This is a genomic window from uncultured Albimonas sp. (genome assembly GCF_963977235.1).
Lineage (GTDB): Bacteria > Pseudomonadota > Alphaproteobacteria > Rhodobacterales > Rhodobacteraceae > Albimonas.
This window is the reverse complement of the sequence record NZ_CAXBOD010000076.1, coordinates 1-17,754: the sequence shown is the minus strand read 5'-3', so window position 1 is coordinate 17,754 and position 17,754 is coordinate 1. Positions and strand designations below refer to the sequence as shown.

Sequence of the window (17,754 nt, the reverse complement as noted above, 5' to 3'; positions counted from 1 at the left end):
GCGCCCCGCCCGACGCGGCGCCTCCCGACCTCACCGGCCAGGCTCCCCTGGCCCCGGGCGCCCCCGCCCGCAACGCGCCGCGGGCGGACCCGACCAATCAGGCGCCCCGCCCGACGCGGCGCCGGCGCGCCGGCCGGGGCGGCGCGTCAGGGGTCGTCGTCCTCGGGCATGTCGCGCGCCAGCGATTTGTCGGTGCGCGGCGGGCGAGGCTCCTGCTCCTCCGACCCGTCCGCCGTCTCAGGGGCCGGGGAAGCCTCGCCCTCGACGATCTTGGCCTTGTCGTCGCGCACCAGGTGCATGGCCGGCGCCGAGCCGTCCTTGAGCTCGCCGAAGTAGATCGTCTGGTGCGGGAACGGGATCTCGATCCCGCGCGCATCGAAGATCTTCTTGATCTGCTCGTTCCAGGCGCGCCCGAAACCCCACTGGGACCCCGGCTTGGTCTTCACCCGCGCCCGCAGCACCACCGCGCTGTCGCCCAGCGCCTGCACGCCGAACCACTCCACATCGCCGAGCAGCGCCGCGGCCTGGGTCTCGTCGCCCTGCAGGGCGGCGAAGGCGTCCAGCACGCCCTGCTTGGCCTCGTCGATGTCCTCGCGATAGGCGATGCCCGCATCCATCACGCAGTAGGCGAAATCGCGGGTGAAGTTCGACACCCCGTCGACCGAGCTGAACGGGATCAGGTGATAGGTCCCCGACAGGTCCCGGATCGAGACCGAGCGCACCGTCAGCTTCTCGACCCCCCCGGTGATCCCGCCGACCGTCACCACGTCGCCCACGTTCATCGCGTTCTCGAGCTGGATGAACACGCCCGTGATCACGTCCTGCACCAGCTTCTGCGCGCCGAAACCGATGGCCAGGCCCAGCACGCCGGCCGAGGCGATCAGCGGCGCGATGTCGATCCCGAGCTCGCTCAGCGCAAACATCAGCGTGATCAGCAGCAGCGCGATCGTGGCCGCGTTGCGCAGGAGGCTCAGCAGCGTCGTCTCGCGCGGGGTCGGCACCCGCCCCACGTCCGGGCTCAGCCGCCAGTCGACCCAGGCCGAGAACGCCAGCCACACCAGGAACGCCCCCAGCAGGATCAGGAAGACGGCGACCGCCGCGCCGGTGATCCGCAGCCCGGTCTCGGTCGCGAGCCAGCCCTCGGTGTCGAAGACCCCCGCCTGCTCGAGCGCCACGCCCAGCACCACCACCGCCACGATCACCCGCACCGCCAGCAGCAGCTTGGGCACGAAGGCGTTCAGCCGCTGTTCCAGAAGCGGCAGCTTGTCGCGCAGCGTGTCGGGCAGGCGCACCCCCTCGCGCATCCGCGCGGCGAGGAAGCCGTTGATCATCATCCCGATCACGATCGCCAGCAGGATCTTGCCCGAGGCCTCGAGCACCGGCCACAGCACGTTCCCCGGCCGGGTCAGCACGATCACGAACAGCACGGCGAGATAGATCAGCGCCGGCACATGCCACAGCCGCGCCAGCGTGGCGAAGACCTTGCGGCTCTCGGGTTCGGCGGGGGTCAGCCAGTCGGCGACGTGGCGGCGGTGGCGCAGCACCGCGATCACGCCGATCGCCACCACGATCAGCCCCACCGCGACGCCGACCGCCTGGCCGGCCTGCCAGCCGGCGTTGCGCGCCACGATCGGCGCCGCCAGCAGCTGCCCGTAGCCCAGGATCGCCGCCGCCGCGACCAGCCGCGAGGCGAGATAGCTCGCCCCCGCATCGGGCACCGGGATCATCCGCAGCGAGCCGGTCTCGGGGCGCAGCAGCATCCGGATCACGTTGCGGGTGATCTCGACGGCCACGAAGGCGTTGAGATAGAGCGTCTGCCGGATCCCGACCGAGCCCGGCGGGTCCAGCGCGAAGGTGGCGATGGCATAGCCCACCGCCCAGGCCGCCAGCACCGTGGCCGCGTCGAGCGCGGCCATCAGCAGGCCCATCAGCAGCTTGTGCAGCGCCCCGCCCGCGTCGCCCGAGCGTCCGATCCGCCGCCGGAGCCCCCCCGCGCCCAGCCGGATCAGGAGGTAGACCGCGTAGGTCCCCACGATGGTCAGGCCCAGCTCCTTGAGCGCGGCGAGCAGCACGGCGGGCTCGACCGCCTGGCCCAGGCCCTGCAGGCGCTCGGGCGCGGCCATCAGCTCGTCCCAGGTCGAGGTCGCGGCCCCGGCGACCGCGTTCACCCATTCCTGCGAGATCTGGGCGATGCGCGCGCCCAGCCCGTCCTCGCCGGGGGCGGGGGCCACCGTCGGCGCCTCCTTGCCCGACGCATCCGCCTTGCCCGACGCATCCGCGCCGCCGCCTTCGGCCTGGCCCTGTTCCGGTTTCCCTTCGCCCTGCTGCGCCTGCTCCAGCGCCTGGATCAGGCGGTCGCGCGCCTCCGAGTTCTTCAGGACCTCGAGCAGCGCGGCGGTGGGCAGGTCGGCGGCCATCGCCTCGCCCCCAGCTTCGCCCGAGCCCTCGCCCGAACTCTCGCCCGAGGCGGCCTGGGGAACGCCCGGCATCCCCTGGGCCTGCGCCTGAAGGGGGGCGAGAACCCAGAGGCTCGCGATCAGCGCCAGCAGCAGGCGCGTCCACGCCGGCCGTCCTCCGCGCGGGGCGGCCGCGGTGCGGGCGCGCTGCGGCGGGGGAGCGGGCGTGGGACGAGGCGTCGGGACGGGCGGGCGGATGTCGATGGGGGGCAAGGGGCTCCTCCGGGTGCCGGTTCATCTGGCCTGGGCCGCGTTCGGCAGGCGCCGGCGCGCAAGCTAGCGCCTGAGCGCGGCTTGTCACCCCCGCGAGGCGCCCGGGCGGCGCTTGGCCTCGGCCGGAGGTTTGACCGCCCGGCCCCGCGGCTGCATACACAAACGGCCGCGCCCGCCCTCGATCCGGACCCCGCCCGAGGCGCCGGCGCCAGGGAGAGACTCGCGCATGACCCGTTCCCGAAACCCCTCCCCCGCCCCGCGCGCCCTGGCCGGTTTCGGGCCCGGCTTCCGACCCGCACCGCGCTCTGCATGCAGCCTGCATCCAGCCGCGCGCCCGGGACGCGCGCGATGAGCCCGCGCGCCGCGACGGGCGGCCGCGCCGCCTCGCAGAGCGGGCGGGCGCTCTCGGGGCTGCGCGACCTGGTGTTCTCGGGCGCCTATCTGCCGGGCGAGCGGCTCTCGGAGGTCGAGCTTGCCGCCCGGCTGAAGCTCTCGCGCACCCCGGTCCGCTCGGCGCTGGCGCGGATGGGACAGGAGGGGCTGCTCGAGGAGATCCCCTCGGGCGGCTGGACCGTGCGCGCCTTCGCGCCGGCCGACGTCGCCGACGCCATCGAGCTGCGCGGGGTGCTCGAGGGCACGGCCGCGCGCCTGGCCGCCGAGCGCGGCGTCGACCCCGCGCGCCTGGGCGAGGCCGCCGCCCAGCTCGCCGGGATCGACGCGCTGCTGGCGCCGGGGGTGGAGACGGCCGACGTCGAGGCCTATCGCGGCGCCAACGCCGCCTTCCACGCCTGCCTCGCGGCGCTGTCAGGCTCGCGCATCCTGGTCGCCGAGATCGAGCGCGCGGCCCGCCTGCCCTTCGCCGAGCCCTCGGCCTTCCTGACCGCGCAGGCGGGGATCCCGGACCTGCGCGCCTCGCTGGCGGTGGGCCAGAGCCAGCACCGCGCGATCCTCGAGGCGATCGAGGGCCGCCAGGGCGCGCGGGCCGAGGCGCTGGCGCGCGAGCACGCCCGCCTCGCGCGGCGCAACCTGGACGCGGTGCTCACGGATCGGAACCTGGTCGACAAGGTGCCGGGCCTGCGCCTGCTCGGCCGCTGAGCGCCCGCCCGAGGGCGGAGGCGCCGCGTCGGGCCGCGCGCCCGGGACCGGGCGTCCGCCCGCGGCGCGCGGCGGGCGCGGCGCCCGCGGGCCAGGTCTCGCACGGAGACATCCGGGCGTCGGGATCGACCGGGGGCGCCGGCGACGACCCCCGCGCCAGACCTGCAGGGGCCGCGTCGGCGCGAGGGCGGGGGCGCGGGGCCCGCCGCCCTCGCACAGGTCAGAAGATCGAGTAGCCGCCGTCGATCCGCAGGCAGTCCCCGGTATGGGCCGAGGCGCCGTTGGTCATCAGGTAGACCGCGAGGTTCGAGAAATCCTCGGGCGTGCAGTAGCGCCGGATCGGGGTCCGGGCCATGGTCGCCTTCACGAACTTCTCGTTGGCGAAGGCCGGCGCGGTCATCTCCGACTCGGTCCAGCCCGGCAGGATCGCGTTCGCCGTGATCCCGAAGCGCGCCAGCTCGACCGCCAGCGCCCGCATCATCGAGAGCACCGCGCCCTTCGAGGCGCCGTAGGGCTCGGACGTCGCCGCCCCGAAGATCGTCGAGGTGGAGGAGGTCACCACCAGACGCCCGAAGGCGTCGCCGTCCTTCGCCCGCTCGACCATGTGGGCCGCGGCCGCCTTGAAGCAGCGGTGCACGCCCAGCACGTTGGCCTCGAGCACCTTGAGCCAGTCCTCCTCGGTCCGCTCGAGGATCGAGGACTTGCGCGCCGAGATCCCGGCGTTGGCGAACATCCCGTCCACCCGCCCGAACCGCTCCAGCGTCTGGGCCATCGCGGCCTCGACCGCGGCCGCGTCGTTGACGTCGACGGGCAGCGCCATCGCCTCGCCCGGCGCGTCGGCCAGGCGCTTGAGGGCCCTGGCGTTCTTCTCCTCGTTGCGGGCCCAGACGGCGACGTTGGCGCCCATCGCGGCCAGCCCCTCGGCCATGCCTAGGCCGATGCCGCCGTTGCCGCCGGTGACGACCGCGACGCGGCCCGAGAGATCAAAAGGATTCTTCGCCATCATGCGGCTCCCTGCGTCTGTTTCGCCTCGGCCCAGTACTCGTCCTTGAGCAGGCGCTTCATCAGCTTGCCGGTGGCGGTGCGGGGCAGCTCGGCGCGGAAGTCGATCGACCTGGGCGCCTTCACATGGCTCAGCCGGGTCCTGGTCCAGGCGATCAGCTCGGCGGCGAGGTCGTCGGACGCCTCGGCCGGGTTCATCAGCTGCACCACGGCCTTGACCGCCTCGCCCATCTCCTCGTCGGGCACGCCGAAGACGGCGGCGTCGGCGATCTTCTCATGGGTGATCAGCAGGTCCTCGGTCTCCTGCGGGTAGATGTTCACCCCGCCCGAGATGATCGTGTAGGAGGCCCGGTCGGTCAGATAAAGATACCCGTCCCCGTCCAGGAACCCCACGTCGCCCAGCGTGCCGACGCCCGGCTTGAGGAACGACTTCGCGGTCTTCTCCGGGTCGCCGAAATAGACGAAGTCGATGCCGGTGTTGAAGTAGACGCCCCCGGTCTCGCCCTGGGGCAGCTCCTCGCCGTCGGGGCCGGCGATGTAGATCGAGCCGACGATGGGCTTGCCGACCGTGCCGGGGTGGCTCAGCCACTCATGGCTGTCGCAGAAGGTGGCGCCGTTGCCCTCGGTGCCGGCGTAGTATTCGACCAGCACCGGGCCCCACCAGTCGATCATCTTCTGCTTGATCTCGCGCGGACAGGGGGCCGCGGCATGCACCGCCGTCCGGATGGTCGAAACGTCGTATTTCGCGCGCACCGCCTCGGGCAGCTTGAGCATCCGCACGAACATCGTGGGCACCAGCTGGGAGTGGGTGACGCCATACTTCTCGACCGCGGCGAGGTATTCCTCGGGGTCGAACCGCTCCATGATCACGCAGGTGCCGCCGAAGGCGCCCATGATCAGGCAGAAGCGCAGCGGAGCGGCGTGATAAAGCGGCGCGGGCGAGAGATAGACCGAGTCCGCGTTCGCCCCGCACTTCATCCCGACCAGCATCTCGAGGAACGGGTTGATGTGGTCGATCGGCTCCTCGACCCAGGCCTTGGAGATGCCCTTGGGCCGCCCCGTGGTGCCCGAGGAATAGAGCATGTCGGTCCCCGCGCAGCCGTCGGCGATCGGCTCTGCGGGCTGGGCGGCGACCAGCGCCTCCCAGCTCTCGTAGCCCTCGGCGGTCCCGCCCACCATCATCAGCCGGGTCCCGGGGTTGGTGTGGGCGGCGAACTCGGCCGCCCGCTCGGCATAGCGCTCGGAGGTGACGAACACCTTCGCGCCGCAGTCCTGGATGATGTAGCCGGCCTCCTCGGGGGTCAGGTAGCGCGAGACGGCGGTGTAGACGATCCCGGCCCGGTGGCAGGCCCACAGGATCTCCATGAACTCCAGCCGGTTCTCCATCAGGATCGCGACGCCCTCGCCCTTGCGCACGCCGAGCGACCGCAACGCCTGGGCGCCGCGGTTGGAGACCGCGTCGAGCTGGGCGTAGGTCAGCCCCTTGCCGGAGCCCGCCATCACATAGGCGAGCTTGTCGGGCGTGGTCTTCGCGTGATGCGACGGGTGCTTCATCCAATCCTCCCTGGCCGTCCGGGCTGGCGGCGAGGCCGCGCCCGGCTTCGATCCCTCCGACGCCGGGCGCGGGGCCGCGGGAGTCGGTCTTAATCATGCCATTAACGCGCGGGCGTGCGGAATGCAAAGCGCGCTTGCGCTGCGACCGCCCGCCGCATACGGTGCCCCCGGCCGCCCCGGAGAGCGAACGCACGCTCCGCTGGGTCGGCGACCCTTTGGCGACGGCGCGAAGACGCCGCGCCGGGAGGAGACGCCTGCAAAGCCGGCCTGGCCGGTGGACGGTCCCCAAGGGCGGACGGCGGAAACGCTGGCCGCCCCTGGGTCACGGACAACCCCAAATCCCCTCTGGCCACGGCGTTTCGCCGGGGCGCGCGGCAGGCCCGTCGGCCGCAGGCGCCCGCCTGCAAGGTCGCGACGCCACGTCTCGTCGCTTCGGACGATGTCCTTGCCTGTCGGTCGGTTAGCGTATATCTGCGGTCCGCGCATTCCGCTGTGCGGCGCCGCGCGGACATTCACTGACCGATTAACAGGCTTGACCCCCTCCCTCGGCGACCGGCACTCTCCCGCGCGACGCGCGGCCGTCGGCGCCCCGGGACGGGGCCCGCGCCGCGGACCCGGAGGAGACGCCCCCATGGCCGAAGCCGCCTATATCTATGACGCCATCCGCACGCCCCGCTCCAAGGGCAAGGCGGACGGCTCGCTGAACGAGGTCAAACCGATCGACCTCGTCACCACCCTCCTGCACGAGATGCAGTCCCGCCACGACCTCGACACAGCGCGCGTCGACGACGTGATGCTGGGCTGCGTCGAGCCGGTGATGGAGCAGGGCTCGGTCCTGCCCAAGATCGCGCTCCAGAAGGCCGGCTGGGACGAGACCGTGCCCGGCGCCCAGGTCAACCGCTTCTGCGCCTCGGGCCTCGACACGTTCAACACCGCCGCCGCCAAGGTCGCCTCCGGGTGGGAGGACCTGGTCTGCGCGGGGGGCTACGAATCCATGTCCCGCGTGCCCATGGGCTCCTCCGGCGGGCCGATGGCGGGCGATCCGGCCACCAACATCCAGACCGGCTTCGTCCCCCAGGGCATCGGCGCCGACCTGATCGCCACGCTCGAGGGCTTCAGCCGCGACGACGTCGACGCCTTCGCCATGCGCTCCCAGCAGAAGGCGGCCGCCGCGCGCGACGCCGGCTGGTTCGACCGCTCGGTGGTCCCGGTGAAGGACGAGAGCGGGCTGGTGATCCTGCAGCGCGACGACTTCATCAAGCCGACCACCGACATGCAGGCGCTGGGCGGCCTCAAGCCCTCCTTCGCCGCCCCCGGCGCCATGGGCTACGACGCCATCGCGCTCGCGAAATACCCCCAGGTCGAGCGCATCGACCACGTCCACACGCCCGGCAACAGCTCGGGCATCGTCGACGGCGCCTCGCTGGTAATGGTGGGCAGCGAGCAGGTGGGCAAGGACCTGGGCCTGACGCCCCGCGGCCGGGTCCTGGCCATCGCCGTCACCGCCTGCGAGCCCACGATCATGCTCACCGGCCCCGGCCCCGCCTCGAAGAAGGCGCTGGCCAAGGCGGGCCTGACCATCGACGACATCGATCTCGTGGAGATCAACGAGGCCTTCGCCTCCGTCGCCCTGCGCCTGCAGCGCGACCTCGACGTGCCCGACGAGAAGCTCAACGTCGTCGGCGGCGCCATCGCCATGGGCCACCCGCTGGGCGCCACCGGCGGCTGCCTGGTGGGCACGATGCTCGACGAGCTCGAGCGTCGGAACCTCAAGCGCGCGCTGATCTGCATGTGCGTGGGCGGCGGCATGGGCATCGCCTCGATCATCGAGAGGGTCTGAGGAACATGGAAGATTTCCGCTACGAGAAAGACGCCGACGGCATCGTCGTCGTGACCATGGACATGCAGGGCCAGGGCGCGAACACGATGACGCCCGCCTACAAGTCGGGCATGTCCGCGATCATCGACCGCCTCTACGCCGAAGAGGGCCTGACCGGCGTCGTCATCGCCTCGGGCAAGAAGACCTTCTTCGCCGGCGGCGACCTGAACGGCCTGCTGGCGACCGAGGAGGTCGATCAGGCCTATCTCGACGACCTCGAGAAGAACAAAGGCATGCTGCGGCGCATCGAGAAGCTGCCCGTCCCGGTCGTCGCCGCGATCAACGGCGCGGCGCTCGGCGGCGGCTACGAGATCTGCCTCGCCTGCAACCGCCGCATCATCCTCGACACGCCGGGCGCCATCACCGGCCTGCCCGAGGTCACCCTTGGCCTGCTGCCGGGCGCCGGCGGCGTGGTCCGCGCCACCGCCCTGCTGGGCCTCGAAAAGGCCCTGCCCGTGGTGATGGAGGGCAAGCCCCACGCCCCGAAGAAAGCCCTCGCGCTCGGCATGGTCGACGAGATGGTGGCGACGCAGGAAGAGCTGATCCCGGCGGCGAAAGCCTGGATCAAGGCCAACCCCGACGCCGCCGCCCAGCCCTGGGACCGCAAGGGTTTTCGCTATCCCGGCGGCGACGCGACTTCGCCCAAGGTCCGGCAGGTGGCCGCCGTCGCCCCCACGCTCCTGATCAAGAAGACCCGCGGCCTGATGCCGGCGCCCGAGCGGATCCTGGACGTGGCGGTGAACTCGATGCGCATGGGCTTCGACAGCGCCCTGCGCGACGAGTCCCGCCAGTTCCTCCGCCTCGTGGTCTCGAAGGAGGCCAAGGCCGCCATCACCACCTTCTTCTTCGGCAACCAGGCCATCAAGGGCGGCAAGTTCCGCCCCAAGGCCGAGAAGTGGAAGGCCGGCTCCTCGGCGGTCCTCGGCGCCGGCATGATGGGCGCCGGCATCGCCTACGCCCACGCCGCCCGCGGCCTGCCCACCGCGCTGAAGGACACCGAGCTCGCCAACGCCGAGAAGGGCAAAGGGTATTCCCAGAAGCTCGTCGAGGGCGCCAAGGCCAAAGGCCGGATGGACGACGCGAAGGGCGAGGCCCTGCTCGCGAACATCCGCCCCACGGACAAGGACGACTACGAGAACGTCGACATCATCGTGGAAGCGGTCTTCGAGGACATCGCCCTGAAGGAGCAGGTGATCCCCGCCACCTTCCCCAAGCTCAGCGAGACCGGGATCTACGGCTCCAACACCTCGACCCTGCCGATCTCGATCCTGGCCGAGGCCGCGCCGGACCCCTCCCGCTTCATCGGCATCCACTTCTTCTCGCCGGTCGACAAGATGGCGGTCGTCGAGCTGATCCTGGGCGAGAAGACCTCCGACGAGACGCTGGCCAAGGCCTATGACTACGTCCAGCAGATCGGCAAGACGCCCATCGTGGTCAACGACTCCCGCGGCTTCTTCACCTCCCGCGTCTTCGGCACCTTCATGAACGAGGGCATGGCGCTCCTGATCGACGGCATGGCGCCCGCGATGATCGAGCGGGCGGCCTGGAAGATCGGCATGCCCGTCGGCCCCCTGCAGGTGCAGGACGAGGTCTCGATGGTGCTCTCCGAGCGGGTCCGCGAGACCCACCGCAAGCTCGACAAACGCCTCGGCGTCACCGACGGCTTCCCGGTGAAGAACGAGGCCTCGGCCGCCATCGCCCCGAAGATGGTCGAGATGGGCCGCGGCGGTCGCCACTACGGCGGCGGCTTCTACGACTACGGGCCGCAGGGCCGCTCCCTCTGGCCCGGCCTCTCCCAGTTCATGACCGGCAACGGCGGCGTGACCATGGACGAGGCGCAGGACCGGATGCTCTATCGTCAGGCCATCGAGACCCTGCGCTGCCTCGACGAGGGCGTCCTGCGCTCGGAGCACGAGGCCAACATCGGCTCGATCATGGCCATCGGCTTCCCGGCCTGGACCGGCGGCGCGCTGCAGTTCATCCGCGGCGTGGGCGTCGACGCCTTCGCCAAGCGCGCCGAGGAGCTGGCCGACGCCTGGGGCGAGCGCTTCCGCGTGCGCCCCGAGGCCTACGACAAGCTGCGCGAGACCGCCGCCAAGGCGGCCTGAGCGCGGCCCCGAACCCCCTCCCGGCCCCCGCCCCCTGCGGCGCGGGGGCCGGACCTGTCAGAGCGCCCCCGCAAGGCGCCCCCCACCCGGGAGGACCCCGAATGATCGCCCGCACGCTTTACGAGCAAGACCACGAGATGTTCCGCGACTCCGTCCGCAAATGGGTCACGGCCGAGATCACCCCCCACGTCGACGACTGGCGCGACGGCGGCAAGGTCTCGAAAGAGCTGTGGAAATCCGCCGGCGCGGCCGGCTTCCTGTGCATGTACGCCGACGAGAAATACGGCGGCGCGGGCATCGACGACTTCCGCTACGACATGATCCTGATCGAGGAGATGGCGATGGCGGGCGCGGGCTCGGGCTTCGCCGCCTCGCTGCACAACCGGGTCGTGGGCCCCTACCTGCACAAGTTCGGCACCGACGACCAGCGCGACCGCTTCATGGCGGGCTGCGTCTCGGGCGAGACGCCGCTCGCCATCGCGCTGACCGAGCCGGGCACCGGCTCCGACCTCGCCGGCATGAAGACCAAGGCCGAGGATGCGGGCGATCACTGGGTGATCAACGGCCAGAAGACCTACATCTCCAACGGCCAGCTCGCCGAGCTGATCGTGGTCGCCGCCAAGACCGATCCCAACAAGTCCCACGCCGTGGGCCTGTTCCTGGTCCCCGCCGACACGCCGGGCTTCCAGCGCGGCAAGAAGCTCAAGAAGATGGGCCAGCCCGGCCAGGACACCTCCGAGCTCTTCTTCGACAACGTCAAGGTCCCCAAGGAAAACGTGCTGGGCGACCCCACCGGCGGCTTCAAGGTGATGATGAACAACCTGGCCGAGGAGCGCATCATCTCCGCCGTCGGCAGCCTGTCCGCCGCCGAGCGCTCCTTCCAGATCACGCTCCAGTACATCAAGGAGCGCACGGCCTTCGGCAAGCCCATCGGCCTGTTCCAGAACTCGCGCTTCAAGATGGCCCACCTGCGCACGCGCCTCGACGCCACCTGGGCGCTGCTGGATCACTGCGCGACCCAGCATGTGGCGGGCAAGCTGACCTCCGAGCTCGCGGCCGAGATCAAGCTCTTCGCCTCGGAGACGCAGGGCGAGGTGGTGGACGAGTGCGTCCAGCTCCACGGCGGCGCCGGCTACATGGACGAATACGAGATCGCCAAGCAGTACGTGGACGCCCGCGTCAGCCGGATCTACGCCGGCTCGTCCGAAATCATGAAGGAGATCATCGGCCGCGGCCTGGGTCTCGACGATCGCAAGAGGAACCACTGACATGGCCGGACCGCTTGAAGGACTGAAGCTGATCGAGATGGCCGGCATCGGGCCCTGCCCGCTCGCCGGCCAGCTGATGGCCGACCTCGGCGCCGAGGTCATCGTCATCGACCGCAAGTCGGGGGGCGAGCGCCCCTCCGACGTCAACAACCGCAACAAGAAGTCGGTGGCCCTGAACCTCAAGACGCCCGAGGGCGTCGAGGCGGCCCTCGCCCTCATCGCGTCGGCCGACGCCCTGATCGAGGGCTTCCGTCCGGGCGTGATGGAGCGCATGGGCCTCGGCCCCGAGGTGTGTCTTGCGAAGAACCCCGGCCTCGTCTTCGGCCGGATGACCGGCTGGGGCCAGGACGGGCCGTGGAGCCAGATGGCCGGCCACGACCTCAACTACGTGTCCCTGACCGGCGCGCTGGGCATGATGGGCAAGAAGGGCCAGGAGCCGACCCCGCCCCTCAACCTGGTGGCCGACTACGGCGGCGGCACCATGTTCCTGATCTTCGGCGTGCTCTCGGGGCTGTGGGAGCGGTCGCGCTCGGGCAAGGGCCAGGTGGTCGACACGGCGATGATCGACGGCGTGGCGGCGATGACCGGCATCTTCCGCAACCTGATGGCCGCCGGCCGCTGGGGCCCCGAGCGGGAGAGCAACATGCTCGACGGCGGCGCGCCGTTCTATCGCTGCTACGAGACCAGTGACGGCAAGTACATCTCGGTGGGCGCGATCGAGCCGCAGTTCCACCGCGAGATGATCGAGAAGGCCGGCCTCGACGAGGGCGACAACGCCACCCAGGACGACAAGGCCAAGTGGGAGGCGCGCCGCGCGGCCTACGAGGCGCATTTCCGCACCAAGACCCGCGACGAGTGGGAGGCGATCTACGCCGGCGGCGATTCCTGCGTGGCCCCGGTGCTGACCCCCCAGGAGGCGGAGACGCACCCCCACAACGTGGCGCGCAACGCCTATCTCGAGGTCGGCGGCGCGACGATGGCGAGCCCGGCGCCGCGCTTCGACCGCACCCCGGCCGCGACCCCGCAGCCGGCGCGTCCGATGGGCGCCGACACCGAGGCGGCCCTGACCGCCGCGGGCCTCTCGGCGCAGGATCTCGCCCGGCTGAAGTCGGCCGGCGCGCTCTCCTGACGCTCCTCGCCTGAGCGTCTCGGCGCGCGCCCGCGGGCGCGCGCCGAGACGAATGACCGGCGAGGAGCGATACTCCGTATGGACAATCCATCGCCTTTCCCTTTGCGTGTGAAGCGGGCGCTGTTCGGCGTGGGGGAAGCGTGGCGATGCAGATGATCGAACGACTGAAACGACATATCGGACGCCGACGGCGCAACGCGCGCCGAGCGCCGAACCCGCGTTGGGGCGTAGACTTCCTGAGCGAGATTCGAACCCGCACTCCAATCGAGCCCATGACAATTCTTGACGTGGGCGCGAACATCGGACTGTCGTCGCTCGAGTATCAGGACAGGTTTCCCAACGCCGAAATTCACGCCTTCGAGCCCTCGCCGCAGAACTTCCATCGGATGGACGAAGTGTTGGCCGGCGCGCCGGGAATTCGGCGCCACAACTGCGCCGTCGGCGCCGCGCCCGGCGAGGTCATGTTCCGGCACAATCCATATCACCCCACGATGTCCCGCATCGGCGAAGGCGAGGGTGAAGAGATCGCCGTCCCGATCACATCGCTGGACGCGTTCTGCGAGCGCAATCGCATCGACTCGGTCGACATCCTGAAAATCGACACCGAAGGCTACGAGATCGAGGTGCTGGCCGGCGCCGAGCAACTGATGAGCGAGCAGCGCATCGCGCTGATCCAGCTCGAATGCGGCCTGAATCCTGACTACAGCAATCACCACATCCAGATTGAGCGCCTCCTGGCGCACATGTTTCAGCGCGGCTATCGCCTGTTCGGCCTCTACGAACAATGGGAATGGACCCTGGACCCGAGCCCGGCGTTGGCGCGGGCGGACGCCGTCTTCATCTCCAGCGCGGCCATTGCAGAGAGCCGGCGCAGCGCAGGCTGAGCCAAGGGCCAAGGCCAAGTGGGCCCTCCCAGCGCGTTCTTCGGTCGCCATCCGCCCCGCCCGCAACCGCCCAGCCCCGCTGCCGCATGCCTCACCAATCCCCTGCCGGAGCTTGCCATGTCCCTGATCGTCATCACCGGCGCCGCGCGCGGCATCGGCCTCGAGATGGCCCGCCAGGCCCGCGCCCGGGGCGACACGGTGATCGCGCTGGTCCGCGACCCCGCCTCGGCCGCGCTCGCCGAGGTCGGCGCGACCGCCCTGCCCCTCGACGTCGCCGACCCCGAGAGCTTCGAGGCGCTGGCCCCCAGGCTTGCCGAGGCGCTCGAGGGGCGGAGCGTCGATCTGGCGGTCTGCAATGCCGGGGTGCTGCTGGGGCGCGGCGGGCTCGCCACGCCGCCCACGCCCGCGCAATGGGCCGAGAGCCTCGCGGTGAACGTGACGGGCGTGTTCCTGAGCGCCATGACCCTGCTGCCGTTCCTGACCCGACCCGGCGGCAAGATCGCGGTGATCGGCTCGGCCATGGGCAGCCAGGCGCGCGCGCCGGGGGGAACCTACGCCTATCGCGCCAGCAAGGCGGCGGCGGCGAACGTGGCGCGCAACCTCGCCGCCGACCTGCGGGCCGAGGGGATCGCGGTGGGCTGCTGGCACCCCGGCTGGGTGCAGACCGACATGGGCGGCGCCTCGGCCGAGGTCACGCCCCCCGACTCGGCCGCGGGCCTGCTCGCCCGGTTCGAGGCGCTGTCGATGAAGACCACCGGCGTCTTCGAGGACTGGCGCGGACAGCCGGTTCCGTTCTGAAACGAACCAACCCGATTAACTCAACCGATGTGATTTAAGACAACTCCCGCGGCGCGGCGCGGACCCCGCCCGGGCGGGGCTCAGGCGAGCCCGCTCTGGGCCGACAGCTTGGCGGGGTCGACGCCGATCTTGAGCATGGCGCGGCGCCACTTGCCCTCGTCGTCCTCGCCGAACACCAGCTCGGGGTCGGAGGGACAGATCAGCCAGCCGTTGGCCTGCAGCTCCCGCTCGAGCTGCCCCGGCGCCCAGCCGGCATAGCCCAGCGCCAGCACCGCCTGGCGCGGGCCCCGGCCCGCCGACATGTCGCGCAGGATGTCCACCGTCGCGGTCAGCGCCAGCCCTTGGGACAGCGGCTTGGTGGCGCCCGGCGCCTCCCAGTCGTCGGAGTGCAGCACGAACCCGCGCCCCATCTCCACCGGACCGCCGAAGTGGACCGAGAACGCCTCGGCCCCCTCGCCCGGGTTCACCCCCACCTGCTTGAGCAGGTCGGCGAAACTCAGCTCCCGCGCGCGCTTGTTGATGATCAGCCCCATGGCGCCGTCGTCGCCGTGGGAGCACATGAAGATCACCGTCTGCGCAAACCGCGGATCGCCCATGGCGGGCATCGCGATCAGCAGTTCCCCTTCGAGGGGACCGCCGTCGTCGGGGTCGGCCTCAGGGGCCGCGTCTCCGGGGGGGGCCAGGGTCATGAGGGGAATGATGGACCGCTCCCCCCTGCGCTTCAACGGTTGGATGGCGAAATATGCGCCGCACGCGAAGGGTTCGCCGGAACGTGACTTCCGGCGACGGGCCGGCGGGGCTATCTGGAGGGCATGAGCCTCTCGCACCGCCCTGCCTTTCGTCCCCGCCGCCGGGGTCCCGTCGCCCTCGCCGTCCTGGCCGGGCTGCTCGCCCTGCCCGCGCAGGCGGGGGGGCCCTCGCGCAGCCTCGCCATCGCCTGGAGCTCGCAGGCCGCCAGCGGCCCGGTCACCGAGACGGCGCGGGCCCAGCGCTCGAGCCTGCGGCTGCTGCCGGGGTGGCAGACGGCCGGGGGCGGGCGCATCGCCGGCCTGACCATCGAGATCGACGACGGCTGGAAGACCTACTGGCGGGTGCCGGGCGACGCGGGCATCCCGCCCGAGTTCGACTGGAGCGGGTCGGAGAACGTCGCCTCGGTCGAGGTGCTGTGGCCGCGGCCGGTGGCCTTCGACCTCTTCGGCATGACGACGCTGGGCTACAAGCGCGAGGTGACCCTGCCGCTGAAGGTCACCCCTGTCGATCCCTCGCGCCCCGCGACGCTGCGGCTGAGCCTCGCCTACGGCGTCTGCGAGGACATCTGCATGCCCGAGATGGCCGAGGTCTCGCTGCCGCTGGTCCCGCAGGCCGAGGGCGGGCGAGCGCGGATCGAGCAGGCGATGGCCGCCCTGCCCGAATCCCCCCAAGCGAGCGGCGCGCGCCTGTCGGATTGCGTGCTGACCGGCGAGGGCGAGGCCCGCCGGCTCGAGGCCCGCCTCAGCCTGCCCGCCCCCCCGGACGGCCCCCTGCACACGATCGTCGAGGCCGCGGGCCCGATGTGGTTCGAGCCTGCGGAGCTCTCGCCCGCCACGGGCGACCTGCCGATGCGGCTGACGGCGCGGCTGGACCCGGCTTCGGGCGAAGGCTGGCTCGACCGCGGCGGCCTGCGGGTCACCGTGCTGGGCGCCGACCGCGCGGTGGCCTTCGAGGGCTGCGAAGGCTGAGCGCGCGGGCCCGGCCCGGTCCGGCGCGCAGGGGCCCGCGCCCGGAGGCGCAAGCGCAACAATATGTCGATCACCAAGCCATACCGGCGAACTATCTTGCGCAAGATAGTTGCGCACAGGTCCGTCATGCATTAGGTGCAGTGCAGCGAGCCCGTCGTTGCGGGCGATTCCGGCCCTGGGAGACCCGCCATGCTCGACAACCTGCCGCGCGGCACGATCTGCATCGAGGAGATGGAGATCGGCATGTCCCGCTATGTGCTCAAGACCATCACCGACCTCGACATCGAGCTGTTCGCCCAGGTGTCGACCGACCGCAACCCGGTGCATCTGGACGACGATTACGCCCAGGACACGATCTTTGCCGGCCGCATCGCCCACGGGATGCTGACCGCCAGCCTGATCTCGGCCGTGATCGGCGAGCAGCTGCCCGGCCACGGCACGGTCTACATGGGCCAGTCGCTGAAGTTCCTCGCCCCCGTGCGCCCCGGCGACACGGTCGAGGCGCGGGTCACCGTCGCCGACATCATCCACGCCAAACGCCGCGTCGCCCTTGATTGCGAATGCCGCGTGGGCGACAAGGTCGTCCTCAAGGGCGAGGCGCTGGTTCTGGCGCCCTCCAACAAGTTCGACTGACCTAAATCTCGGGCGGCCTGCGGGCTTGGCCCGGGGCCTTCCAGGGGACCCGATGCGCCTCATCCAGTCCGGGACCGACGTCCGTCCCGAGGACCGCGGCGCCTCCGCCGCCATGGGCAATTTCGACGGCGTTCACCGGGGCCACGCCTCGGTGATCGACCTTGCGCGCGCGCCGGGCGCGCCGCTGGGCGTGGTGACCTTCGAGCCCCACCCGCGCGAGGTCTTCGCCCCCGACGCCCCGCCCTTCCGCCTGATGAACGCCGCCGCGCGCCGCCACCGGCTGGCCAAGCTCGGCGTCGACGTCTGCGTCGAGCTGGCGTTCGACCGGGCCATGGCCGCCCTCTCGGCCGATGAGTTCGCCCGCGAGATCCTCAGCCGCCGCCTCGGCCTCAGCCGCGTGGTGGTCGGCGAGGACTTCCGCTTCGGCAAGGGCCGCGAGGGCGACGCCGCGATGCTGGCCGAGCTGGGCGAGAAATACGGCTTCGAGGCCATCGCCGCCCCGATGGTCGAGGGGCCGGGCGGCCGGGTCTCCTCGACCGCAATCCGCGAGGCGCTGAGCGAGGGCGATCCCGTCGCCGCGGCCCGGATGCTGGGCCACTGGCACCGGCTCGACGGCACGATCAGCCATGGCGACAAGCGCGGGCGCGAGCTGGGGTTTCCGACCGCCAACGTGGTGCTCGAGGGGCTGCTGCTGCCCCGCTACGGCGTCTACGCGGTCGAGATCGAGGTGCTCGACGGGCCCCACGCGGGGCGCTACCCCGGCGCGGCCTCGCTGGGGGTGCGGCCGACCTTCGGGATCAACGCGCCGAATCTCGAGACCTACCTGTTCGACTTCTCGGGCGATCTCTACGGGGCGGAGGTCTCGGTGGCCCTGATCTCCTACCTGCGCGGCGAGGAGCGGTTCGAGGGGATCGAGCCGCTGATCGCCCAGATGCACGCCGACTGCGAGCTGGCGCGCGCGCGGCTGGCCGCCCGCATCGACCCCGCCGCCTGAGGCGCCTGCGGCCTCCGCCCGCC

At 71.5% G+C, this 17,754-nt stretch carries 14 protein-coding genes; 10 read left to right on the top strand and 4 right to left on the bottom strand.

Annotated elements, in window-relative coordinates; translation table 11 throughout:
• Positions 1–146: 146 nt before the first annotated feature.
• Entirely contained in the window at positions 147–2,669 is a 2,523-nt protein-coding gene (locus AAC134_RS21370) for a mechanosensitive ion channel domain-containing protein (RefSeq protein WP_339951375.1), read from the bottom strand.
• Positions 2,670–3,017: 348 nt separating this feature from the next.
• Here AAC134_RS21370 and AAC134_RS21365 point away from each other — a divergent pair, with 348 nt between their 5' ends.
• Positions 3,018–3,764: a GntR family transcriptional regulator gene (locus AAC134_RS21365; protein WP_339951373.1), complete on the top strand. Its 747-nt coding sequence runs from the start codon at positions 3,018–3,020 to the stop codon at positions 3,762–3,764.
• 220 nt (positions 3,765–3,984) lie between these two features.
• Here the strand turns inward: AAC134_RS21365 and AAC134_RS21360 are convergent, their stop codons facing one another.
• Both AAC134_RS21360 and AAC134_RS21355 read right to left on the bottom strand, forming a co-directional pair.
• Entirely contained in the window at positions 3,985–4,767 is a 783-nt protein-coding gene (locus AAC134_RS21360; protein WP_339951371.1) for an SDR family oxidoreductase, read from the bottom strand.
• Positions 4,767–6,320, bottom strand: a complete 1,554-nt coding sequence (locus tag AAC134_RS21355; RefSeq protein WP_339951369.1) for an acyl-CoA synthetase — start codon at positions 6,318–6,320, stop codon at positions 4,767–4,769. Before AAC134_RS21355 ends, AAC134_RS21360 begins: the two co-directional genes overlap by 1 nt.
• Before the next feature lie 631 nt (positions 6,321–6,951).
• Here AAC134_RS21355 and AAC134_RS21350 point away from each other — a divergent pair.
• The 6 genes from AAC134_RS21350 to AAC134_RS21325 all read left to right on the top strand — a co-directional run bounded on the left by AAC134_RS21350 (position 6,952) and on the right by AAC134_RS21325 (position 14,386).
• Positions 6,952–8,160, top strand: coding sequence for an acetyl-CoA C-acetyltransferase (locus AAC134_RS21350; RefSeq protein ID WP_339951367.1), 1,209 nt, complete (start codon positions 6,952–6,954; stop codon positions 8,158–8,160).
• Between the two features lie 5 nt (positions 8,161–8,165).
• Positions 8,166–10,307, top strand: a complete 2,142-nt coding sequence (locus tag AAC134_RS21345; protein ID WP_339951365.1) for a 3-hydroxyacyl-CoA dehydrogenase NAD-binding domain-containing protein — start codon at positions 8,166–8,168, stop codon at positions 10,305–10,307.
• Between the two features lie 101 nt (positions 10,308–10,408).
• Positions 10,409–11,575: an acyl-CoA dehydrogenase family protein gene (locus tag AAC134_RS21340; protein ID WP_339951363.1), complete on the top strand. Its 1,167-nt coding sequence runs from the start codon at positions 10,409–10,411 to the stop codon at positions 11,573–11,575.
• A gap of 1 nt (position 11,576) precedes the next feature.
• Entirely contained in the window at positions 11,577–12,704 is a 1,128-nt protein-coding gene (locus tag AAC134_RS21335; RefSeq protein WP_339951361.1) for a CaiB/BaiF CoA-transferase family protein, read from the top strand.
• Between the two features lie 146 nt (positions 12,705–12,850).
• The gene (locus AAC134_RS21330) at positions 12,851–13,588 is read left to right on the top strand and encodes an FkbM family methyltransferase (RefSeq protein ID WP_339951359.1); all 738 of its coding nucleotides are present in this window, start codon (positions 12,851–12,853) and stop codon (positions 13,586–13,588) included.
• 117 nt (positions 13,589–13,705) lie between these two features.
• Positions 13,706–14,386, top strand: coding sequence for an SDR family NAD(P)-dependent oxidoreductase (locus AAC134_RS21325; RefSeq protein ID WP_339951357.1), 681 nt, complete (start codon positions 13,706–13,708; stop codon positions 14,384–14,386).
• An 80-nt stretch (positions 14,387–14,466) separates the two neighbouring features.
• Here AAC134_RS21325 and AAC134_RS21320 read toward each other — a convergent pair whose 3' ends face one another.
• Positions 14,467–15,075, bottom strand: coding sequence for a YqgE/AlgH family protein (locus tag AAC134_RS21320; protein WP_339951355.1), 609 nt, complete (start codon positions 15,073–15,075; stop codon positions 14,467–14,469).
• A gap of 123 nt (positions 15,076–15,198) precedes the next feature.
• On the opposite strand from AAC134_RS21320, the gene AAC134_RS21315 reads away from it, so the two are divergent.
• From AAC134_RS21315 to AAC134_RS21305, 3 genes are all read left to right on the top strand, one after another.
• Entirely contained in the window at positions 15,199–16,104 is a 906-nt protein-coding gene (locus tag AAC134_RS21315) for a protein-disulfide reductase DsbD domain-containing protein (protein ID WP_339951353.1), read from the top strand.
• A 189-nt stretch (positions 16,105–16,293) separates the two neighbouring features.
• Positions 16,294–16,737 (top strand): MaoC family dehydratase, encoded by a 444-nt coding sequence (locus AAC134_RS21310; protein WP_339951351.1) that lies wholly within the window; start codon positions 16,294–16,296, stop codon positions 16,735–16,737.
• A gap of 52 nt (positions 16,738–16,789) precedes the next feature.
• Positions 16,790–17,731, top strand: coding sequence for a bifunctional riboflavin kinase/FAD synthetase (locus AAC134_RS21305; RefSeq protein ID WP_339951349.1), 942 nt, complete (start codon positions 16,790–16,792; stop codon positions 17,729–17,731).
• Positions 17,732–17,754: the final 23 nt, after the last annotated feature.

What these genes read in the sequence shown, in the direction of transcription:
- AAC134_RS21335 (WP_339951361.1), top strand. Translation starts at nt 11,577, where the DNA reads ATGGCCGGACCGCTTGAAGGACTGAAGCTGATCGAGATGGCCGGCATC.
- AAC134_RS21355 (WP_339951369.1), bottom strand. Translation starts at nt 6,320, where the DNA reads ATGAAGCACCCGTCGCATCACGCGAAGACCACGCCCGACAAGCTCGCC.
- AAC134_RS21325 (WP_339951357.1), top strand. Translation starts at nt 13,706, where the DNA reads ATGTCCCTGATCGTCATCACCGGCGCCGCGCGCGGCATCGGCCTCGAG.
- AAC134_RS21365 (WP_339951373.1), top strand. Translation starts at nt 3,018, where the DNA reads ATGAGCCCGCGCGCCGCGACGGGCGGCCGCGCCGCCTCGCAGAGCGGG.
- AAC134_RS21315 (WP_339951353.1), top strand. Translation starts at nt 15,199, where the DNA reads ATGAGCCTCTCGCACCGCCCTGCCTTTCGTCCCCGCCGCCGGGGTCCC.
- AAC134_RS21330 (WP_339951359.1), top strand. Translation starts at nt 12,851, where the DNA reads ATGCAGATGATCGAACGACTGAAACGACATATCGGACGCCGACGGCGC.
- AAC134_RS21310 (WP_339951351.1), top strand. Translation starts at nt 16,294, where the DNA reads ATGCTCGACAACCTGCCGCGCGGCACGATCTGCATCGAGGAGATGGAG.
- AAC134_RS21345 (WP_339951365.1), top strand. Translation starts at nt 8,166, where the DNA reads ATGGAAGATTTCCGCTACGAGAAAGACGCCGACGGCATCGTCGTCGTG.
- AAC134_RS21320 (WP_339951355.1), bottom strand. Translation starts at nt 15,075, where the DNA reads ATGACCCTGGCCCCCCCCGGAGACGCGGCCCCTGAGGCCGACCCCGAC.
- AAC134_RS21360 (WP_339951371.1), bottom strand. Translation starts at nt 4,767, where the DNA reads ATGGCGAAGAATCCTTTTGATCTCTCGGGCCGCGTCGCGGTCGTCACC.
- AAC134_RS21305 (WP_339951349.1), top strand. Translation starts at nt 16,790, where the DNA reads ATGCGCCTCATCCAGTCCGGGACCGACGTCCGTCCCGAGGACCGCGGC.
- AAC134_RS21340 (WP_339951363.1), top strand. Translation starts at nt 10,409, where the DNA reads ATGATCGCCCGCACGCTTTACGAGCAAGACCACGAGATGTTCCGCGAC.
- AAC134_RS21350 (WP_339951367.1), top strand. Translation starts at nt 6,952, where the DNA reads ATGGCCGAAGCCGCCTATATCTATGACGCCATCCGCACGCCCCGCTCC.